Here is a 21,070-nt window from a genome sequence, read left to right as displayed (position 1 = left end):
TGATTATCAATTATATTATTGTTCTGTATCTATAAGATTTTATTAGTAAAAATAAGAGACATAAAGAATTAAATATGGCATATTAATAGGTAATGACATCTCAATATGATGTCTGGACAGCAATCTTAGTCCCTAAACTGGATTGTTATTCAGAGTCGTCCTTTATCCTCACCAATGAGTTATGGAACCTGAAATAACCTATGGAACTCTATTTAGCTATTATAAATAGAGTAGGCTATTTAAAACCAAATAAGATTATTATTATGACACATAATCACATTGATGATATTGAGTTGGATCGGGCTAGTAATACGCAGTCTGAAAAGTTTAAAGCAGCTAAAAAAAGCACGTTAGTGAGTATTTTTGTTAATATTTTTTTATCCATTTGGCAAATTACCGTAGGTTTTTTCTCACACTCTCAAGGCTTAATTGCAGATGGTATTCACTCACTTTCTGATCTTATTGCTGATTTTGTTGTTTTAATTGCTAATAAAGGCAGTCAAAAACAACCTGATGCAGATCACCCTTATGGTCATCTGCGTTATGAAAACGCAGCTTCACTTATCCTTGGAACTATTTTATTAATTGTCGGCTTAGGCATGGTGGTTTCTGCAATCCATAAAGTTTTAGATCCCTCAACTATTCCTGAAGTCCATCGCGTTGCATTGTATGTTGCTTTATTAGCGTTAGCGGCCAAAGAAGGGCTTTTTCGTTACATGCTTGGTGTCGCTAAAAAAGTAGATTCTAATATGCTGGTCGCGAATGCATGGCATGCGCGCTCAGATGCCGCCTCTTCATTAGTTGTTGCTATTGGTATTCTTGGTAGTCTTGCTGGATTTAAGTTCTTCGATCCGCTTGCAGCATTAATTGTAGGTTTATTTGTTGGCCGTATGGGATGGCGTTTTACTTATCAAGCCTTGCAAGATTTAATGGATAGAGGGGCAGATGAAGAAACCTTGGAAGAAATTAAACAGAAGCTGATTACAACCCCAGGTGTGCAAGGTGTGCATGATTTAAAAACCCGCCGTTCAGGTGATTATTTATTGGTAGATGTACATCTTGAAATAAAAGGGGATCTTACTGTTAGCGAAAGCCATGAGATTGTCGTTAGTGCTCGCAATAATGTTTTGCAAAATAAGCAGATATTAAGTGTGATGGCTCACGTAGATCCCGCTTAAATTAAAAATATAATAAAAAGGTAATGGTAAATTTCCATTACCTTTTTTGTACCTCAAAAAGATCTATTTACTACTTTAGAAATTAACGCAGTTTTCTTTTACGTTATCACTCAGTGCCGCAATCAGATTATCTACCGCACATTCGGCCATTGCGTAGCGAGTTTCTTTTGTCGCAGATCCAATATGTGGAACGGCAACCACATTTTTCATGCTCAATAAAGGTGATGACAGCGACAGTGGCTCTGTTTCAAAAACATCAAGTCCAGCACCTGCAATTTCTTTTTGTTCTAGCGCATTAATTAATGCTTTTTCATCAACGACAGCTCCTCTACCTGCATTAATTAAATAAGCGTCGGGCTTCATCATCGAAAACTGATTTTGGCTTATTAAATGATGTGTTTCTGGTGTTAATGGTAAGGTGATACACACAAAATCAGATTGCTGTAGTAGCGTATCTAAATCACAATACTTAGCATCAAAACGGTCATTTGCATCAGTATACTCTGTCCTTGAGTGATAAAGAATATTCATATTAAAACCAAAGTGGGCGCGTTGTGCCAATGCTTTGCCTATTCGGCCCATACCAAGAATACCCATGGTTTTATGATGAACATCAGTACCGTACCAATCTGGTGTGATACCTTTGACCCATAAGCCTTGTTTAACATTATCTGCGAGCTCTGGGATACGTCTTGATACAGCAAGCACTAATGCCATCATAGTGTCAGCAACGGTGTCTGTTAGTACGGTTGGCGTGTGCATTAGCTTTATATTGCGTTTAGTTAGTGCGTTAACATCAACATTATCATAGCCAACCGAAACGGTTGAAACCGCTTTTAAATGAGGGGCGTGGTCTATAAAATTTTTATCAATATTGCCACCAGCGCCTAGTAATCCAGAAGCATTGGCAAGTGCTGAACGAAAATCATTCGAGTCTAAAGAGAGCGTATTAAATTGTTTGATATCAGCAAAGTTAGACAGTTTTTTGTACAGTGTTTCGGGCAGGTTTTGGTAGAGCAAGACAATCGGTTTCATTATGTTCTCCATTCAATACTTGTCATACTTCAATACTCGTCATACTTCAAACTACATGCGTTTATTCGTACTAGTCACATACTAATACATGCTCCTAGCAACTCATTTACTTGTCGCCTAGCTGTGACTTGAATTATTTAGAGTATATATTCAATGTGCTTATTAATGGTGATTATTGTATGTAGTCGTTGACTCGTTTTTCCCCGAATTATCTAGAGGGGGAGTGTTCTTACTCCGCTTAAACATATTAGCGGGGAGCTTAATAAGGTATGATAAAACGTATTGAATGTCAGTTTTATCATGTAATTAACAGATTAATTTGGATGTAATCGTTTACTTTTACTAGGTATTGTTTTTAGTGATAAAGAGGTGGGATGTATTACATGCTTTATTAACTTACTGTAATACAATTCTAAATTAAGGTTTTTATAAAATATAAGCGTGTGCGAAAAGAGTGTAAACGTTTACATTAAATGTCGGTTTGATCACGAAATTATTTTGTTGATCTTGTTAAACTCTGTGTCAGTGAACAGAAACCGTCTTGCTCTTTTCCGTTGAATTGAATCAAAAGAGGTGAATGTGGAAATATTAGTGACAGGTGGCATGGGATATATTGGTAGTCATACTTGCGTTCAAATGATTGAAGCTGGTATGACCCCAATTATTTTAGATAACCTTAGCAATGCGAATGAAGAAGTGCTTAACCGCGTTGAAGCATTAACCGGTAAACGCCCACTGTTCTACAATGGTGATATTCGTAATGATCAATTATTAGCATCAATTTTTGCTAAACATACAATTCAATCTGTTATTCATTTTGCGGGATTGAAAGCAGTAGGTGAATCTGTTCAAAAGCCGATTGAATATTATGACAACAATGTTAATGGCACATTGGTGTTAGTGCGCTGTATGCGAGATGCTGGTGTTAAAAGTATTATTTTTAGCTCATCAGCAACGGTTTATGGAGATCCTCAATCTGTACCTATTAATGAAGATTCACCTGTTGGTGGTACAACCAATCCATATGGCACCAGTAAATATATGGTTGAGCGTATTTTATCTGATTTATATGTTGCTGATGAGAGCTGGTCTATCAGTTTACTGCGCTACTTTAATCCTGTTGGTGCCCATCCATCAGGCACGATGGGAGAAGATCCTAAAGGTATTCCAAACAATTTAACGCCATATATTTCTCAAGTCGCTATTGGTCGTCGTGAACACGTTGCTGTGTTTGGTAATGACTACCCAACAAAAGACGGCACAGGCGTTCGTGATTACATTCATGTTATGGATCTGGCGGATGGCCATATCGCTGCGTTAAATGCATTAGGTAAAAAAGCGGGTCTTCATATTTATAATTTAGGAACGGGCAACGGCACGAGCGTGATAGAAATGATTGAAGCATTTCGTAAAGCCAGTGGTAAACCGATCCCTTATCAACTACAAGCTCGCCGCCCTGGTGATATCGCTGAATGTTGGTCAAGCCCCGCAAAAGCAGAGAGAGATTTGCATTGGAAAGCCATTCGTTCAATTGATGATATGGCTGCTGATGCTTGGCGTTGGCAGTCACAAAACCCAAATGGTTATCTGAAATAAGATTTACAGTATTCAGATAATCTTGAATAAATAAGAGAGAAGGTTATGTCAAAACTGATTTTTGATCCTGTTGAACATCCTCATCGTCGCTATAATCCACTCACTGATCAGTGGATTTTGGTTTCACCTCATAGAGCGAAACGACCTTGGAATGGTAAAGATGAAAAACCTCAGATTGCGACCCTTCCCTCTTATGATCCGCATTGTTATTTGTGCCCAAATAATATACGTGTTTCTGGTGATCAAAATCCAGATTATACCGGAACGTATGTCTTTAATAACGATCACTCCGCGTTATTACAAGATGAATATGATGTTGATCCTTCATCAAATCCTTTATTTCAAACACAAGCAGTAAGAGGAATTAGTCGCGTTATCTGTTTTTCGCCTGATCATGGAAAAACAATACCTGAATTGCCTTTAAGTAGCTTACGTAAAATTGTCGATACTTGGGATAACCAAATAGAAGAGCTCAGTAAAGAATACCTTTGGGTTCAAGTGTTCGAGAATAAAGGTGAAACAATGGGATGTTCCCAACCGCATCCTCATGGGCAAATTTGGGCGAGTGATTTCTTACCTAATGAACTAGCGAAAAAAAATACACATTTGAAAACGTATTTTGAAAAATACGGGCGTAATTTATTAATTGATTATGTTGATGCTGAATGTAAAGACGCAAGCCGAACCGTTGTTGAAACTGAGCATTGGCTGGCAATAGTGCCTTATTGGGCAGCTTGGCCTTATGAAACAATGTTATTACCTAAAACGCATATTCGTCGAATGAATGAGTTAAATAGCGCTCAACGCGATGATCTGGCTATTGCAATGAAAAAACTAACCAGCCGTTATGACAATTTATTTCATTGCTCTTTCCCTTATTCAATGGGGTGGCATTTTGCGCCATCTTTTAAAGACAGCAGAAATACCGATCATTGGCAATTACATGCACTTTATTACCCGCCATTATTACGTTCAGCCACTGTGCGTAAATATATGGTGGGATATGAAATGCTGGCGGAATCGCAAAGAGACCTAACACCAGAACAAGCGGCAAATAATTTACGTCAATTAAGTGACATTCATTATAAAGAGCAACGTTAATAACCTGCAATATGGCAAGGTATTTTAGTTAATCTGCTTTTTGCGCACCAAATAAATTAAACCAAACATCTCATTATTTACATAATGATGTGGTGGGATTTTATTACTTAATTTTAAGCTAAGGATTTATTATGCAGGCACTTATTAATAATGTGACTCGTTCATTTACATCTATTTTTGGTTATGCGCCTACACATTTTATTCAAGCGCCAGGAAGAGTAAATCTTATTGGTGAACACACTGATTATAATGATGGTTTTGTTTTACCTTGTGCTATTAATTATCAAATGGTCGTCGCCGCAGCAAAACGAGAAGATAACATTATTCGAGTGATTGCAGTTGATTACCAAAATGAGGTTGATGAATTTAGCCTCGATAACACCATTGAATTTTTACCTAATAAAATGTGGGCGAATTATGTTCGGGGTGTTATTCATTTTCTACAAAAAGACAATTATTCTTTTCATGGTATGGATATCGCAATATCAGGAAATGTCCCTCAAGGCGCGGGATTAAGCTCCTCCGCTGCGTTAGAAGTGGCTATTGGTCAAACGCTTAAAACACTTTATCAATTACCTATTAGCCAAAAAGAGATTGCATTAAATGGCCAAAAAGCAGAAAACCAATTTGTTGGCTGTAACTGTGGCATTATGGATCAGCTTATTTCGGCTTGTGGTGAAGAAAATCATGCACTATTAATCGATTGTCGTTCACTAGAAACGTCAGCCGTAACGATGCCCGAAAATATGGTTGTGATGATTATCAATACCAATAAAAAGCGTGGCTTAGTTGATAGCGAATACAATACCCGTCGCCAACAGTGTGAAGAGGTTGCTCATATTTTAAATGTGACTGCATTAAGAGATGCCACATTAGAGGATCTACTCGCTAAAAAAGCAGTAATGAGTGATGTGGTTTATCGTCGGGCACGCCATGTTATTACTGAAAATAGTCGTACATTAGATGCTGCAGAAGCTTTACGTCGTGGTGATTTAACCACATTGAGTCAATTAATGATGCAATCACATCACTCAATGCGTGATGATTTTGAAATCACAGTCAAAGAGGTTGACTCATTGGTTGAAATCGTGAAATCGGTGATCGGTGATCGTGGTGGTGTGAGAATGACTGGTGGTGGATTTGGCGGTTGTGTCGTAGCATTAGTGACACCAGATTTAGTGGATAAGGTCGTTGACTCTGTTAAAGCGCAATATGAAGCCTTAACAGGGTTGAAAGAAACTATTTATGTCTGCTCTGCAAGCCAAGGGGCGGGCTATTCGGAGGCAAAATAATGGCGACTAATGAAATGCGATTTCTAGAGCCAGAACAAATGACTGCACAACCTGCATCAGACGGAAATCCTGCACAAGTGGTCGTGCTTAAAAATCGTTTTGGTATGTCGATTTCTTTAATGGATATTGGTGCGACTTGGTTAACTTGTATTGTACCTGTTAATGGATACCGTCGAGATGTTTTGTTAGGCTCTGCAGATATGAATACCCATAAACAGCAAACAGCTTATTTGGGGGCCACAGTAGGGCGTTTTGCCAATCGTATTGCTGGTGCAAAATTCGTATTAGAAGGGCAAGAATATCAAATCAGTGCTAATGAAGGTAAAAACACATTACATGGTGGTAAACAAAACTTCAGTCATCGTCGTTGGGGGATCACGGCACAATCATCTCAATCAGTGACCTTTTCATTGATTTCAAATGATGGTGACCAAGGTTTTCCCGGTACACTCAAAGCTAGTGTGACTTATACACTCACTGATAATAATGAAGTTTGTATCGATTATCAGGCAATAAGTGATAAAACCACGCCACTTAGTTTAACTAACCATGCCTATTTTAACCTTGCAGGTGAACACACTGAACGCACAGCGCTTGAGCACGATTTAAAAATCTGCGCTTCTCATTATTTGAAAAATGGTGAAGGCAATATTCCTACTGGAGAGTTTGTGAGCGTTGTAGGAACAGGATTTGATTTTGGTAAATTAAAACGCATCGGTCTTGATTTTATGGTTGATGAGTGTCAAAAAGCAGCGAGTGGTTATGATCATGCATTTATTTTAGATAAACAGGCTATCGACGATAAAGCACCTATTGCAACAGTCATTGCACCTGAGGGCGAGCTTAAAATGGATGTTTTTACTACTCTGCCTTCTGTTCAATTCTATACAGGTAACTTTTTAGCTGGAATAAAAGGAAAAAGTCGCCGTTATGGTAATTATTCTGGATTAGCTTTAGAGACACAATACTTTCCTGATGGGCCGAATCATCCTGAATGGCATGAAAATCAAGGTGTTTTACCTGCGAATACGCCATGGAATAGCCAAACTATCTATAAGTTTTACTCTTAACAATAAAAGGAAAGTGTAAACGCTTTCCTTTTCACTATTTATTTGATCTTTTTACTTTTTAAATTTCACTTCTTCGCTGATAATCAAGCCACTTAAATTTTATTATTTCCTTTTTTCTTTAGTCTTAGATTAACAACCCGTTATTTTTTGATAATGAAGAAAGGTGATCCATGAGGTGGATATGGCGACTATCAAAGATGTAGCAAAAGAAGCGGGAGTTTCTGTTGCTACGGTGTCAAGAGTCATTAATAACTCGCCGAAAGCAAGTAAGACATCAGTAGAAACAGTTAATGCGGCAATGCAAAAACTAGGTTATCGACCTAATGCAGCGGCTAGAGCGTTGGTCAGTCAAAGTACACAAACTTTAGGTGTCTTAGTCCATGATGTTTCTGATCCCTTTTTTGGCACATTGGTGAAAGCGGTTGATAATGTGGCAAGACAAGCGGGAAAACATATTTTGGTGTGTAATGGCTATCATGATGCACAAGACGAACGTCAATCTATAGAGTTGCTAATTAATAGTCGCTGTGATGGTTTAGTGATCCACTCAAAAGCACTCTCTGATGAAGAATTACTAGCTTATGCTCATGAAGTCAAAAGTATGGTACTGATTAACCGCTTTATTCCTGAAATTGCGGAACGCTGTGTCGCTTTAGATAATTACAAAGGGGCATGGATGGCAACAGAACATCTTATTCGCCAAGGGCACACCAAGATTGCTTATATCTCTTCCACGCATCATATTGAGGATACTACTCAACGCCTTGCGGGTTATAAGGCTGCTCTTGAAGCCAATAACATCATATTGCCCGAAAGTTATATTGAGTATGGTGAGCCTGAAGGTGAAGGCGGTGAAAAAGCAATGATGCACCTGTTAACGAAATCAATCGATTTTACAGCCGTAGTGACTTACAACGATTTTATGGCTGCTGGTGCTTTGTCTGTTCTCGATGAAAATGAGATCCCTGTACCTGAAAAAATCTCTGTTATTGGTTTTGATGATGTATTAATTGCTCGTTATATCCATCCTCGCTTAACAACCGTGCGTTATCCGGTACAAATGATGGCCGAACAGGCTGCTACGTTGGCTATTAGACTATCTAAAGGTGAAGTCCTCGAACAAAAACAACGTATTTTTTCACCTACTTTAGTTCAACGTAATTCTGTTTTTAATCTTAGCCATCTCTCTTAACCACATCACTTATTTTTATAATATTGTCGATCCTCTTAATGAGGATCATCATCACCTTAAAAGCCATTCTTACTTAATCTGTGTAATCGTTATCATTTTAATGTTTTTTTAAATTTCATTTTAAGATACTTTCTTCTTGGATAAATATTAAGAGAGGATTTTTAGTGATAATTTGGCTTTTCTCGTCATAGTAATCGTTTGTTTTTTATTTTTAGATGCATTTACGTAACATAAGCGACAAAATTGTGAAGGGAGTAACGGAAAAAGATTGTGAAAACGTTTACATTAAAAATCTATTCTCTCTATGGGTCTGAAAGGAAAATATTATGCATACAGAAGGTGTTGGATTAAGCACAATAGACTATGCAATTTTTGCCCTCTATGTTGTCATCATTATTAGTCTAGGATTGTGGGTTTCTCGTTCAAAGGATGGTGAGAAAAAAGGAACAAAGGACTATTTCTTAGCAGGTAAAACCCTTCCTTGGTGGGCAATTGGTTCTTCGCTTATTGCCGCTAATATTTCAGCAGAACAATTTATTGGTATGTCAGGTTCTGGTTTCTCCATTGGTCTTGCTATCGCTTCTTATGAATGGATGGCTGCACTGACACTGATTATTGTGGCGAAGTATTTTTTACCTGTATTTATCGAAAAAGGTATTTATACCATTCCTGAATTTGTTGAGAATCGATTTAAAAACCGTAACCTAAAAACGATCCTCGCAGTATTCTGGCTCGCATTATTTATCTTTGTTAACTTAACATCTGTACTTTATTTAGGCTCATTGGCACTAGAAACCATTTTAGGTGTACCAATGATGTATGCCATTATTGGTTTGGCATTATTTGCCGTTGTTTATTCACTTTATGGTGGCCTTTCTGCCGTTGCGTGGACAGACGTGGTGCAAGTATTCTTCCTTATTCTCGGTGGTTTATTTACTACGGTATTAGCTGTCAGCTATATCGGTGGTGATGGCGGGATCATGGAAGGCTTAAGCAAAATGACACAAGCCGCGCCCGATCACTTTAAAATGATCTTAGAAAAAGATAATCCGCAGTTTATGAACTTACCGGGTATTGCTGTGCTAATTGGTGGTTTATGGGTTGCTAACCTTTATTATTGGGGTTTTAACCAATACATTATTCAGCGTGCTTTGGCTGCTAAATCTATAAATGAAGCACAAAAAGGACTAGTGTTTGCTGCATTCTTAAAATTAATTGTTCCTGTTCTTGTCGTTGTTCCGGGGATTGCTGCATTTGTTATTACTACTAATCCAGACTTAATGGCAGGGTTAGGCACAATGGCTCCACAGCATATTCCAACGCTAGCACAAGCTGACAAAGCCTATCCTTGGTTAACACAGTTCTTGCCTGTAGGTGCAAAAGGCGTTGTTTTTGCAGCACTTGCGGCGGCTATTGTTTCGTCTTTAGCATCCATGCTTAACTCTATCGCGACTATTTTCACGATGGATATTTATAAAGAATATGTTGGACCTAAAGCTTCTGAAACACGCTTAGTGAATGTGGGGCGTATTAGTGCGGTTGTTGCTCTGATTATTGCTTGTTTTATCGCACCATTATTGGGTGGTATCGATCAGGCATTCCAATATATTCAAGAATATACTGGCTTAGTAAGCCCAGGTATTTTAGCTGTATTCCTATTAGGCTTATTCTGGAAAAAAACAAACGCAAAAGGTGCAATTATTGGTGTGGTTTTATCTATACCATTTGCTCTATTCCTAAAATTAATGCCTTTAGGTATGCCATTCCTCGATCAAATGATGTACACCTTTATGTTTACAACTGTCGTGATTGGTTTAGTGAGCTTAACCTCAACGAAAACAGATGACAGCGTAGGGGCGATTGCATTAACAGATAAGACCTTTAAAACACAAAGCGGATTCAACATCGCTTCCTATGCCATCATGGTTATATTATGTGTACTTTATGCTGTGTTCTGGTAATAACAGCGTGATGATTTGTTGATCCGTTAAATCTAAAAATATCCTACAAAAGAAGAAAGCAGAGGGTTAATACCTTCTGCTTTTTTACATCTGAAATTGTTTACAAAATGGCCTAGCGAAAATGGTGCTGATTTACTTTGATACAGATTAAAAAAAAACACTAAATATGAAAAGAAAATCATTCTCATGAATATTTGATTAAGATAATATTAATCATTCTCATTACTATAACTGTTATAATTTCAGGGAACCACTATGAACTTTAAAATGGGTGTTTTAACAGCCTGTATTTTATCTGCCTCTTACCCGCTGTATGCACAAGAAAATAAAGAAGAAAAACTTGTTGTATCAGCATCAGGGTTTGCTCAACAAATTACAGATGCACCAGCAAGTATCACCGTGATTAGCAAAGAACAACTTGCAAAGAAACCGGTTCATGATTTAGCTGATGCTGTAAAAGGGGTTGAAGGTGTTAGCATTAACGGTAATGCCAATAAACAAGAAATCACGATGCGTGGTTTGCCAGGTGAATACACGCTTATTTTAGTTGATGGCCGCCGTCAAAATAGCCGCGAGTCGCGCCCAAATGGGAGTGGTGGTTATGAAGGTGGTTTTATTCCACCCGCAGATGCGATCGAACGCATAGAAGTTATCCGCGGACCAATGTCATCACTATATGGCTCTGATGCAATGGGTGGTGTTATCAATATCATCACCAAACCAGTAACAAAAGAGTGGCATGGCTCTGTTGCACTTGGCGGTACGTTGCAACATAACCGTGATGCTGGCGATTCTATTAATGGTGATTTTTATCTTTCAGGGCCTTTAATTGAAGATAAACTAGGCTTACAGCTTTATGGCAGTAGCTACTTACGTGCAGAAGATAAAATTACTTATGGCCAAGGTCGTAATGACAATAAAAACATTACAGCGAAATTGGCATTTACACCAACTGATAATCAAACCATTTTATTAGAAGCAGGCCGCAATACGTTACAGCGTACAACGACTCCAGGTAAATCCATGAGTGAATTTACTATCCGTGGCGGCAAAGCGGATGAAAATAAAATGTTAGAAACCAATAATGACCGTAATCACTGGGCATTAACTTATAAAAATCAGTTTGATATTCTGCATTCAGAATTAAGTGTGTATCAAGAACAAACTAAGCGTATTACCAAAACAGAAATGATTGATAAAACGACGAAGGAGCGTGAAGAGTATTACGAAGATCGTCGTCCTGAAATCACTAACACCGTTTTTGATGCGAAATTTACTGCATTTTTACCTGATAACGTGATGACCTTTGGTGGTCAATATCAATACTCGCGCTTAAAAGATGAATCATCTACTGGCTCAGGCATTAAACAATCCACTATTACAGCGGATCAAAAAGCGTTATTCCTTGAAGATGAATATAGCGTAACAGACAATCTCGCGTTAACCGGCGGTGTGCGCCTTGATGATCACGAGTATTACGGTAATCATTGGAGCCCAAGAGCCTATGCCGTTTATCATTTAACGGATGAATTCACCTTAAAAGGGGGCGTGGCGAAAGCTTTTAAAGCGCCAAGCCTGCGTGAAATTAGCCCTGAATATGGCACTTCAACAGAAAAAGGCCGTGCAATTATGTACGGTAATCGTGATTTAAAACCTGAAACATCAGTCAGCCAAGAAATTGGTATTGGTTATGATAATGGGGATGGTGTGACTGCGAGTGTGACTTTCTTTAATACTGATTTTAAAGATAAGTTAACGAACTATGACTCAGGTGAAATAGATCCAATTACAGGTTTAAAACTGTACCAATACGATAATGTGGGTAAAGCCAATATTAAAGGGATTGAAACTGCGGTTGGTTTCCCAATTACAGAAAGCTGGCATGTCAATGCTAACTACACCTATATTGATTCAGAACGTAAAAGTGATGATGAAAAACTAGGCTCTGGTGAATCACTAAAAGGCTATCCATTAGATTTAACACCTAAACACAGTGCCAACGCGCGTGTTGATTGGCAGTTTGATGAAGCGACCAGTTTTTATGCCAATACGGCTTATACGGGCAAACAAATTTGGGCAGCTCAACGTAATGGTTACACAGGTGCGCGTTATCGTAGTGGCTACACAACCTTTGATTTAGGGATGACCTACAACTTTAATAAAAATACCATGTTTAACTTTGCGGTATTAAATATTACAGATGAAACAGGCCCTGCTGTGAATGATAAAGGCGGTAACTGGGTAGTTGATGAAGGACGTCGTTATTGGGCGAACATTAAATATAGTTTCTAATTGAGTCTAAATTGAAATAAACCCCGTATTTATATGGGGTTTATTTTTTTATCACTTTCTATTATTTTCAGTTTAACTGTTCACCTTTTTATATTACTGACAGAGTGTCTGATTTATGCGAATACTAATGTTATGTGGAATGATTATGTTATCTGCGGTTGCTCAAGCCAGACCAAACCAAGAAGTGCCTAAGATTGAAGATCAAGCACAATCTTATTATCAAATCACACAAAAAGAAGTCGCTTATGAAGGCAAACAATATCGCCTTTTTCTTGCTGTACCTAAAAATACAACAAAGACCACATTAATTTATGGTGTTGATGGTAATGCGCAATTTCCATTGATGGTCAATGAAGCCATAAAACAAAAAAATAGCCCATTACCTGCGATTATTAGTGTGGGCTATGTGGGAGATAAGGCCTATTTTATTACAGAAAGAACGCATGATTATACGCCAAGTGTAAAAGGTGAGGCATTTGGCGGTGGTGGAAATGCAGAGAGTTTTTATCATTTTATCCTAACGCAAGTCAGGCCTTATGTGTTTGAACAGCTTGCGAAAGAGAATATTTCAGTTACCCAGCAATCTCTTTTTGGTCACTCTTTTGGTGGTGTATTTACGTTGTACGTTTTATTTAATCATCCAGATACATTTCAACGTTATATAGCAGCAAGCCCTTCTTTATGGTGGGGAAACGGTGAGTGGGTAAAAAAAGAGCAATGGCAGGCTATTCCTAATGACATTTCCATTGCAATAACGCTAGGTGAAAGAGAAGAAAAACCAGATTTAAGTAAATTAAGTGAAGAACAACAAAAAAATTATCAAGAGCGCAGTAGTTGGTTAACGCAACGCCAGTTATGCCAATATTTATTGGATGAAGGAAAACAGTGTGAATTTTATCTATTTGAAGGTAAAGGCCATGGTGGTTCAATTCCTGATGCCATCAATATTGCTTTAGAAAAAAGCATGAAATAAACACCATAACTTCTTTAAGTTTAGCTATCCTATTCGATAACAATAGGGTAGCTATAACAATTTCTTATTTTATTTAATACGTATTTATCCGTAATAATTTTAATAAGAAAGACTTATCTTTTTATTAAAATAAATATCTTAACCAAGCTATTTCTTTTTTGTAGGAAAAGACGATAATCGTGATTGATATAAATAAAATTGTTTGTTGGCATTAGATTTTATAATTTTATTTATGGCAGTTTAAGCGCTATATTCGCGTCTCCTGAATTTAGGGACGCCATCCACTGTTTTCACCTTAGTTTCTTTTATCTCTCCTAGATAAAAGAATTGCCTCTATCAGGCATCGAGAAAACAGCGCATTATCAACCGTTTTGATTGTGGAGACGAGGGTAGTGAAACAGAACACTACTTTGGTACATCAAGGCGACAGTACACTAGTACCTGTAGCTGGGTTAACGGTATTTGCTATCGCGTCAGGCTATTTAATGAGTTTAATTCCACTGTCTATGGACAGTTTTGGAATGGATACACTCTATGCTAGCTGGTTAGCAAGTATTTATTTTATCGGATTATTAATAGGTTCAGTGATGATAGAACCTATTATTGCAAGAATAGGGCATCGTCTTTCTTTCGTCGTATTTTTATTATTACTGGCAGTGACTGTCGGTATATTACCTTTAATGCCTTATTTATCAGCATGGATGGTTTTTCGTTTTATTGGTGGTATGGCGGTTGCTGGTATTTTTGTTGTGGTCGAGTCATGGTTATTAATTGGCGATAATCCTAAAGAGCGGGCTAAACGCTTAGGTTTTTATATGACCTCGCTGTATGGTGGCACAACATTAGGACAGTTAGCGATTGGTGCAATTGGCACACAAGGTGCAATTCCGTTTATGACGGTATTAGCCTTGTTATTAATTGCAGTATTGCCGCCTCTGTTTTTTAAACAAGGGCAACCCCAAGGGCATGACCATAAAAGTTTATCACTTAAACAAATGCGCCGTTTAAATAAAGCCGCTTTAGTGGGCTGTATGGTCTCTGGTGTGGTGATGGGCAGCATTTATGGCATGATGCCCTTAGCATTAAACCAAGGGCAATTTACAACAGACCAAATAGGTGTGTTGATGGCAGCAATTATTTTAGGTGGAATGGTAATTCAGCCTGTTATTAGTAAGTTGTCTGTGGCTATCAGCAAAACGTTGTTATTAGCGATGATGTGTTTAGTGGGCGTGTTTGCTATGGGGCTGACTTATCTTTCTAACGATTATATGGTGCTTATAATAGCACTGGCGTTATTGGGAATGTCTTCTTTTGCACTTTATCCTATCGCTATCACTTTGGCGTGTGATCATGTTAATGCAAGCTATATTGTTGCAATCACACAAATCATGTTATTAAGTTATAGCATTGGTTCTGCCATTGGACCTTTAGGTGCAGGAATGTTTATGGCTCAAGCTGCTAATAATGGCATTATGAACTTCTTCTTTGTGGTGTTATTAGTGACAGCGATTTATATGCTTTTTGCCAGCTTACGGCGCAAAAGCCATATTGTGTTGAACTAACAATTTCTCTTACTTTGATCTTTTTCTCTTTCATTTTATTATCAGCCGAGCTTACTGTAAAAAGTAGCTCGGTTTTTTTATGTTATATTTAAAAATGAATTAAGATTCCACTTATATTTTTATACTGTGTTTTATCAGTATAAACAGATCACCCAATCCCTTCTTTAAAGATAATGGATTTAACTTTTCATGGAGATTATATAATGAAAATAACGGTACCCAGCTTTTTGCTTCTATTGATTATTCCTTTTTCAAGTGCCAAAGCAATAACGGCAGAGCAAAATAAAAAGCTGGTGGAATATGCCGCCGATTTACCAAGAGCCGTAATCTATGACTCTGATTATCGCAAAATAGATTACCCAAATGGTGATGTTCCTGCTTATAAAGGGGTTTGTAGCGACGTTATTATTCGTAGTTATCGTGGAATTGATATCGATCTACAAAAATTACTGCATGAAGATATTAAGGCAAATTTTTCAGCTTATCCGAGTAAACGGATGTGGGGATTGAATAAGCCAGATACAAATATAGATCATCGCAGAGTGCCTAATTTGGAGGTTTTTTTCTCACGAAAAGGCAAAGTAAAGCCTATTACCAAAAATGCAGAAGATTATGTACCCGGTGATATCGTTAGTTGGCGTTTAGACAACGGTCGTCCTCATATTGGTATCGTGGTAAATAAAAAGAGTTGGGACAATCAACGTTATCTTGTCATGCATAATATTGGCTTTGGACAAGTTGCCGAAGATGTTTTATTTTCATGGAAAATAACGGGGCATTTTGTTTACTAAATAAAAACAGGTATTAGAGAAAATAGAAACTTTTAATTTTTATAAAAAATAAAATAGAAGTAATAACAACAAAATAAATCTAAAAACTAAACGATAAGTAAAATAATGCCCATACTAATTTTATGTAAAGTATGGGCATTATTTCTGGGAAAGAATATTTTCATCAGAAATATTCATAATTATTCCTCTAAGCCACCGAGTAACATACTAACGACAGCAGTAGAACAGATAAAAGAAAGGAAAAGGATAAAAAAAGAGCTACTGATCATAATGCCCTCCAAATTTATTGCTATTTTTAAATAAAAAACCTCACAAAAGACACGTTATTAATTCATTACCTTATATATTAGGTTATTTAAAAATAAAGTCAAACTAACGTATTATTTAATAATGATTTTTTATGATGTAATTTTATTTTTTATAAAAACAAATAGATTGGATAGTGTTAAATGATCAGGAGGGGCTTAACCCCTCTGATGTCTTACGCAGAGTGAGGTAACGTAGTGCGTGTTAATGGTGGTAGACCATAAGCAGCTCTAGCACGATCACATGCTTCATTAGGAACACCATTTACCCAAGATTGTTGAAACTCACGACAAGGGGAAGGGCGCTGTTCGTAAATAGAACAACTTACACACTCACCCACTTCTCCAATAAGTTTGTCACAGCGCGGTTTTTTAGAATTTGTGCCTTTCATACAAGAGAGGAAAGGAGTAAGTGGCTCAGTTAACTCATCAGGAACAACTCCTCCTCCACTCACCATTTCAGCCCAATAGAACGAAACTCTAAAATAGGCACAACAAGCGCCACAATGCATACAGGGATTATCCTGCATATAAATAAAATCATTAGAATGTTTGCTCATACCAGATACCATTTTATCTGACGTTAAAATGACAAAAAGCACGTTTTAAAGGTGCCGTTGTTTAAGAGAAGCAAAAATAAAGGTAGAGAAACGATGCTTCTCCTAGAGCAATCATTATGCGCCGAATGAAAAATATTTTTCAAGAGAAATGTTTCTGTATGCAGAATATATTTATTTCAAAATAGACTATTATTTTGTAAAAAATAGCTATGTAGACTATATGACTTAATGATAAGTGATTTTATTATTTAACACTTGTAAAAAGCACATCCCAGATAGTATTAAAAATAATCAAAAATTGAGGTTTTAAATAAAAAGAAGCCCTATCATTTTTGATAAGGCATAAAAAAGCATAGACAAATAAGGTTGAAAAATGAGCTATATTGTTTATTTATAGAGGGGACTTAAAAAGGGCCTTTAAAAATAAATAAGGCGCCTGCACCAATTAAAAGAAAACCAATAAAGTGATTTAATGTGAAATTTTCGCCTAAATAAGTGACAGAAAAAATAGCAAAAATCGTTAATGTGATCACTTCTTGTATGGTCTTTAATTCTGCTGCGCTGTAGTAATTATGGCCAATTCTATTTGCAGGCACAGCAAAACAATACTCAACAAATGCGATCAACCAGCTTAGAAGAATGACGATGATCAGAGGTTTATTGCCATATTTTAGATGACCATACCAAGCGAACGTCATAAAAATATTAGAAATTATCAGAAGAATGATAGGTGTAAATTTGTAGAACATTATGCTCATACCATTGGATGATTTTCTGGCGATTTTGCCAATAAGAATGACATGAGATTACTGCAAAAAAAGCGGGTTTTCTATCAGTATGATAAGGAAAATGGTGTAATTTACATTGAGATTATTTTATCTTAAAGAAAAAACATTGAACTATTAAATAGTCGAGTAATTACTTAAATTATTAAATACTATTTAAAATAAAGAAAGGTTATTAACCTTTCTTTATTGAAATAATAAGATAACGACTATTTAAATTAATTATCTTTATTTTTTGTAGCTGTTAATAAATTATTTATTTTGGTCATTGATAAATTCTGAATCCCAAGTCTATCTGGAAGAGTTTTATCATCAGAGCTAAAATAAATATCAACTTCTTCAATAATTTTTTCTTTTAATTTTATTGTTTCGTCATGAATTTTATTCATTTTAGGTATGATTTCATCTGTATTTTGTGTGGTAAATTCAAATGCTTTTTGGTGTTTTTCTTCTAATTTCTTAAAGTTATTATCAATACTATTTTTTTTGGTGCCTAAGAGTTTGATTTGTTTTTCTGAATAGAGATTAGCTTCTGTTTTTTCGTTCTTAATTTGTTGGTTTGTAATTTCGATAAGATGATTAACTAAGACACTGATTAACTTTTTACTTAGCTCGGTATCTAACAATATTTTCTCTCGTAATGTTTCTATTTTTTGTTGATTACTCCCCATTTTTAAATTAGTGTTTTTTATTAATATATTTGTCGTTTTTGTCGTTTCTGGGTCTTTGATGCTAGGGGATTGATTTATTTGTGATATTCTCATTTTTTAATACCTTTTTATATTTTGAAAGTTAAAATATCTTTATGTTTTATTAATGATGGAATAAATAAAACAAGAGTATTATTAATATTATAAATAGGTAGTTTTTATTAATATCAGATTTCAAACTAGACATTATTTTATGTTTTTTAATAGTATAAATATTAAAATAATAAGCTTTTTTTGAAAGAATTTTTTATCAGTATTAAAGGGAGGATGTAACACTTGTATTAATATGATATTAACTTATCAGTCAATAATATTGAAAATTCTTTGAAAATTGGGTTGTTGAAGGTGATGTATTGAGCTGAAAAAATTGAGAAAAATTATTCACATTGATTGTGTAGATCAAAGTTCCCATCTGAAAATGGGAACTTTATCAGTAATTCTAAGGTGTTATATACCTTTTTATGTTGGTCAATCCTTTGACCATGACTTTAAGTTATTTAGTTATCGTACTTTTTATTGTTGATTTATATTGAATTAACAATCTTCTATGATCAAATAAGCCGCATGAACAGGGCCATGAACCCCCCATACTTTAATCAATTCAATGTCTGCTGTAGAACTTGCACCACCAATTAAATTGATACAAGACGGCATTCTTACGCCTTCTTGTGCCATTTTATGTAAACGTTCAGCAATTTGAGCTACTCGAGGCAAAATATCACTTTTACGTAGAATAACAATTGATGTTTCAGGTAATAAACTAACAGCACGTCCTTTTTCTGGTGAAGAAAATAAGACAATCCCTCCAGATTCAGTCAGACCCGCTTCTGCAAATACAATTCCAATTTGAGAGCGTTCCGCATGAATAATATTTTCATGACCAAGTTCTGGGTTCCAAATATAGGTTTCGTATTTTTCACTGATAGCTTTTGTTACACCTAGTGCATTTAGGCGATCATCACCACTTATTACCACTGAGCCTTTACAATCATAGCTTTCACAGAGATCAATTAAGCTATTAATGAGCTCTTCTGGTTTACTAACAACACATTTCACCATTTGGGTTTGTGCAAAATCGGTAAATTCTTTGCACAATTCATCTTGACTCAGATTAGCTAAACGTGTTTTAGCTAAATTATTCACTGGAGTTGGTTGTGGTTGCGGTTTATGCGCAATTGGACGCCCTAATTTTTCAGCAATAGTTTGCAAAAATTCATTACGGTTTTGTTCGTTTAACATATTATTTTTTTCCTTCTGCTTTATGGCGTTTAAACCAACTACGGAAGCTATAGCCATCCGGTTTAGGGAGATCTCGTGACTCCATCCAATCATTAAGAACACTGATTTTGATTGGTGTAGAACCATTTTTGATCATTAATCCCGCCATTTTCGCACCAACATTCATTCCCACTTTCCAAAGTGCGGGGTGTGAATTGAGGTAGTTAAACATACCTGTGACTCGGCGTTCTGCTTTCGGTGTTAAACCGGTTTCAGCCATCACTCGACGATGTTTTAAAATTAACTGAGCTAAAGGAATTTTGACTGGGCAAACCACATTACATGCATTACATAATGAACAAGCGTAAGGGAGATCGTGGAAATCTTTATAACCCCCTAGTAGTGGAGAAATGACCGCACCAATTGGACCTGGATAAATTGAACCATAAGCATGGCCACCAATATTACGATAAGCAGGGCACGTATTAAGGCAAGCACCACAACGGATACAGCGTAAAATATCTTTAAATTGTGAGCCTAAAATTTCAGAACGGCCATTATCCACAATTACTAAATGGAATTCTTCAGGACCATCAACATTGCCGGCTTCACGAGGACCAGTCACCCAAGTGTTATAACTGGTTAAACGAGAACCAACTGCGCTACGGCATAACATCGTAATTAATGGATCAACTTCTTCAAATGTCGGTGCCACACGCTCCATACCCATAACAGCAATATGGGTTTTAGGTAACGTGGTGGTCATTCTGGCATTACCTTCGTTGGTGACTAAACAGACTGTGCCTGTTTCAGCTACCGCAAAGTTACAACCAGTAACGCCAATATCAGCAGAGAGGAAATCTTGTCTTATACGTTGTCTAATGAAAAGTGTCATATCTTCAGGCGTTTCACTGCCTTCATAATTGAGTTTTTCATTTAAGACTTTGCGAATTTGATAACGATCTTTGTGGATTGCTGGAACGACGATGTGAGACGGTGGATCGTTATCTAATTGAAGAATATACTCGCCAAGGTCAGTTTCGATGATCTCAATGCCTTCATTTTGTAAGGCTTTATTCATCCCAATTTCTTCGGTGACCATTGATTTAGATTTTACGATCTTCTTCGCGTTTTTCTTTTTGGCAACGTCACAAATGTAACGAGAGGCATCTTCTGCTGTTTTAGCAAAATAAACATGACCTCCGTTTTCTGTTACTTTTTCAGATAATTGATAGAGATAAGCATCTAAATTTTCAAGAACATGGTTACGGATTTGTTCAGCGCGATCTCGCCATTCTTCCCAATCCCCCAGCTCTTTGACCATGATTTGACGGTTAGCCCCAATGCGCTCTTGTGCCATAACGACCGCATTACGCATGATTGTGTCTTTCATTTCATGTTCTAGGCGAGGTCTGAAATCGATATCACTGGTTTTGATAGACATAGCAG

General features: G+C 36.7%; 17 protein-coding genes. 11 read left to right on the top strand and 6 right to left on the bottom strand.

Features of this window, described 5'->3' with window-relative positions; all coding sequences use genetic code 11:
• The first annotated feature begins 263 nt into the window (after positions 1-263).
• Entirely contained in the window at positions 264-1,178 is a 915-nt protein-coding gene (locus tag LW139_RS14505) for a cation diffusion facilitator family transporter (RefSeq protein WP_247850121.1), read from the top strand.
• A 75-nt stretch (positions 1,179-1,253) separates the two neighbouring features.
• Here the strand turns inward: LW139_RS14505 and ghrB are convergent, their stop codons facing one another.
• Positions 1,254-2,213: a glyoxylate/hydroxypyruvate reductase GhrB gene (gene ghrB / locus LW139_RS14500; protein WP_166540837.1), complete on the bottom strand. Its 960-nt coding sequence runs from the start codon at positions 2,211-2,213 to the stop codon at positions 1,254-1,256.
• 579 nt (positions 2,214-2,792) lie between these two features.
• Here ghrB and galE point away from each other — a divergent pair.
• The 10 genes from galE to LW139_RS14450 all read left to right on the top strand — a co-directional run bounded on the left by galE (position 2,793) and on the right by LW139_RS14450 (position 16,043).
• A complete protein-coding gene (galE, locus tag LW139_RS14495; RefSeq protein ID WP_166540836.1) occupies positions 2,793-3,809 on the top strand; it encodes a UDP-glucose 4-epimerase GalE in 1,017 nt (338 codons plus the stop codon).
• 45 nt (positions 3,810-3,854) lie between these two features.
• Positions 3,855-4,910 carry a UDP-glucose--hexose-1-phosphate uridylyltransferase gene (locus LW139_RS14490; protein ID WP_166540835.1) on the top strand — a complete coding sequence of 352 codons (1,056 nt, stop codon included), beginning with the start codon at positions 3,855-3,857 and terminating at the stop codon, positions 4,908-4,910.
• Between the two features lie 131 nt (positions 4,911-5,041).
• Positions 5,042-6,202 carry a galactokinase gene (gene galK, locus LW139_RS14485; RefSeq protein ID WP_166540834.1) on the top strand — a complete coding sequence of 387 codons (1,161 nt, stop codon included), beginning with the start codon at positions 5,042-5,044 and terminating at the stop codon, positions 6,200-6,202.
• Positions 6,202-7,272, top strand: coding sequence for a galactose-1-epimerase (gene galM / locus LW139_RS14480; RefSeq protein WP_247850120.1), 1,071 nt, complete (start codon positions 6,202-6,204; stop codon positions 7,270-7,272). The genes galK and galM overlap by 1 nt, the downstream gene beginning before the upstream one ends.
• Before the next feature lie 181 nt (positions 7,273-7,453).
• A complete protein-coding gene (locus tag LW139_RS14475; protein ID WP_109407551.1) occupies positions 7,454-8,464 on the top strand; it encodes a substrate-binding domain-containing protein in 1,011 nt (336 codons plus the stop codon).
• Positions 8,465-8,790: 326 nt separating this feature from the next.
• Positions 8,791-10,425: a sodium/sugar symporter gene (locus LW139_RS14470; RefSeq protein ID WP_166540832.1), complete on the top strand. Its 1,635-nt coding sequence runs from the start codon at positions 8,791-8,793 to the stop codon at positions 10,423-10,425.
• A gap of 255 nt (positions 10,426-10,680) precedes the next feature.
• Positions 10,681-12,717 carry an IreA family TonB-dependent siderophore receptor gene (locus LW139_RS14465; protein ID WP_247850119.1) on the top strand — a complete coding sequence of 679 codons (2,037 nt, stop codon included), beginning with the start codon at positions 10,681-10,683 and terminating at the stop codon, positions 12,715-12,717.
• A 115-nt stretch (positions 12,718-12,832) separates the two neighbouring features.
• Positions 12,833-13,690 (top strand): alpha/beta hydrolase, encoded by an 858-nt coding sequence (locus tag LW139_RS14460; protein WP_247850118.1) that lies wholly within the window; start codon positions 12,833-12,835, stop codon positions 13,688-13,690.
• Between the two features lie 392 nt (positions 13,691-14,082).
• Positions 14,083-15,252 carry an MFS transporter gene (locus LW139_RS14455; RefSeq protein WP_227335817.1) on the top strand — a complete coding sequence of 390 codons (1,170 nt, stop codon included), beginning with the start codon at positions 14,083-14,085 and terminating at the stop codon, positions 15,250-15,252.
• Positions 15,253-15,455: 203 nt separating this feature from the next.
• Positions 15,456-16,043 (top strand): DUF1287 domain-containing protein, encoded by a 588-nt coding sequence (locus LW139_RS14450; protein ID WP_247850117.1) that lies wholly within the window; start codon positions 15,456-15,458, stop codon positions 16,041-16,043.
• Positions 16,044-16,524: 481 nt separating this feature from the next.
• On the opposite strand, the gene LW139_RS14445 is transcribed toward LW139_RS14450, so the two are convergent.
• From LW139_RS14445 to LW139_RS14425, 5 genes are all read right to left on the bottom strand, one after another.
• Entirely contained in the window at positions 16,525-16,908 is a 384-nt protein-coding gene (locus LW139_RS14445; RefSeq protein WP_109407394.1) for a YkgJ family cysteine cluster protein, read from the bottom strand.
• A gap of 404 nt (positions 16,909-17,312) precedes the next feature.
• Positions 17,313-17,657, bottom strand: coding sequence for a DMT family protein (locus LW139_RS14440; RefSeq protein WP_109407393.1), 345 nt, complete (start codon positions 17,655-17,657; stop codon positions 17,313-17,315).
• A gap of 254 nt (positions 17,658-17,911) precedes the next feature.
• Positions 17,912-18,457: a hypothetical protein gene (locus LW139_RS14435; RefSeq protein WP_247850116.1), complete on the bottom strand. Its 546-nt coding sequence runs from the start codon at positions 18,455-18,457 to the stop codon at positions 17,912-17,914.
• A gap of 480 nt (positions 18,458-18,937) precedes the next feature.
• Entirely contained in the window at positions 18,938-19,642 is a 705-nt protein-coding gene (locus LW139_RS14430) for a LutC/YkgG family protein (protein ID WP_227335815.1), read from the bottom strand.
• A 1-nt stretch (position 19,643) separates the two neighbouring features.
• A complete protein-coding gene (locus LW139_RS14425; protein WP_166540825.1) occupies positions 19,644-21,065 on the bottom strand; it encodes a LutB/LldF family L-lactate oxidation iron-sulfur protein in 1,422 nt (473 codons plus the stop codon).
• Positions 21,066-21,070: the final 5 nt, after the last annotated feature.

Origin of the sequence: Proteus vulgaris, from assembly GCF_023100685.1 — a bacterium.
Classification (GTDB): domain Bacteria; phylum Pseudomonadota; class Gammaproteobacteria; order Enterobacterales; family Enterobacteriaceae; genus Proteus.
This window is presented reverse-complemented; position numbering and strand designations above follow the sequence as displayed.

Excerpts from the sequence above, each read along its gene's own strand:
- LW139_RS14505 (WP_247850121.1), top strand. The coding sequence starts at position 264 with ATGACACATAATCACATTGATGATATTGAGTTGGATCGGGCTAGTAAT.
- ghrB (WP_166540837.1), bottom strand. The coding sequence starts at position 2,213 with ATGAAACCGATTGTCTTGCTCTACCAAAACCTGCCCGAAACACTGTAC.
- LW139_RS14490 (WP_166540835.1), top strand. The coding sequence starts at position 3,855 with ATGTCAAAACTGATTTTTGATCCTGTTGAACATCCTCATCGTCGCTAT.
- galK (WP_166540834.1), top strand. The coding sequence starts at position 5,042 with ATGCAGGCACTTATTAATAATGTGACTCGTTCATTTACATCTATTTTT.
- galM (WP_247850120.1), top strand. The coding sequence starts at position 6,202 with ATGGCGACTAATGAAATGCGATTTCTAGAGCCAGAACAAATGACTGCA.
- LW139_RS14475 (WP_109407551.1), top strand. The coding sequence starts at position 7,454 with ATGGCGACTATCAAAGATGTAGCAAAAGAAGCGGGAGTTTCTGTTGCT.
- LW139_RS14470 (WP_166540832.1), top strand. The coding sequence starts at position 8,791 with ATGCATACAGAAGGTGTTGGATTAAGCACAATAGACTATGCAATTTTT.
- LW139_RS14465 (WP_247850119.1), top strand. The coding sequence starts at position 10,681 with ATGAACTTTAAAATGGGTGTTTTAACAGCCTGTATTTTATCTGCCTCT.
- LW139_RS14460 (WP_247850118.1), top strand. The coding sequence starts at position 12,833 with ATGCGAATACTAATGTTATGTGGAATGATTATGTTATCTGCGGTTGCT.
- LW139_RS14450 (WP_247850117.1), top strand. The coding sequence starts at position 15,456 with ATGAAAATAACGGTACCCAGCTTTTTGCTTCTATTGATTATTCCTTTT.
- LW139_RS14445 (WP_109407394.1), bottom strand. The coding sequence starts at position 16,908 with ATGAGCAAACATTCTAATGATTTTATTTATATGCAGGATAATCCCTGT.
- LW139_RS14440 (WP_109407393.1), bottom strand. The coding sequence starts at position 17,657 with ATGTTCTACAAATTTACACCTATCATTCTTCTGATAATTTCTAATATT.
- LW139_RS14435 (WP_247850116.1), bottom strand. The coding sequence starts at position 18,457 with ATGAGAATATCACAAATAAATCAATCCCCTAGCATCAAAGACCCAGAA.
- LW139_RS14430 (WP_227335815.1), bottom strand. The coding sequence starts at position 19,642 with ATGTTAAACGAACAAAACCGTAATGAATTTTTGCAAACTATTGCTGAA.
- LW139_RS14425 (WP_166540825.1), bottom strand. The coding sequence starts at position 21,065 with ATGTCTATCAAAACCAGTGATATCGATTTCAGACCTCGCCTAGAACAT.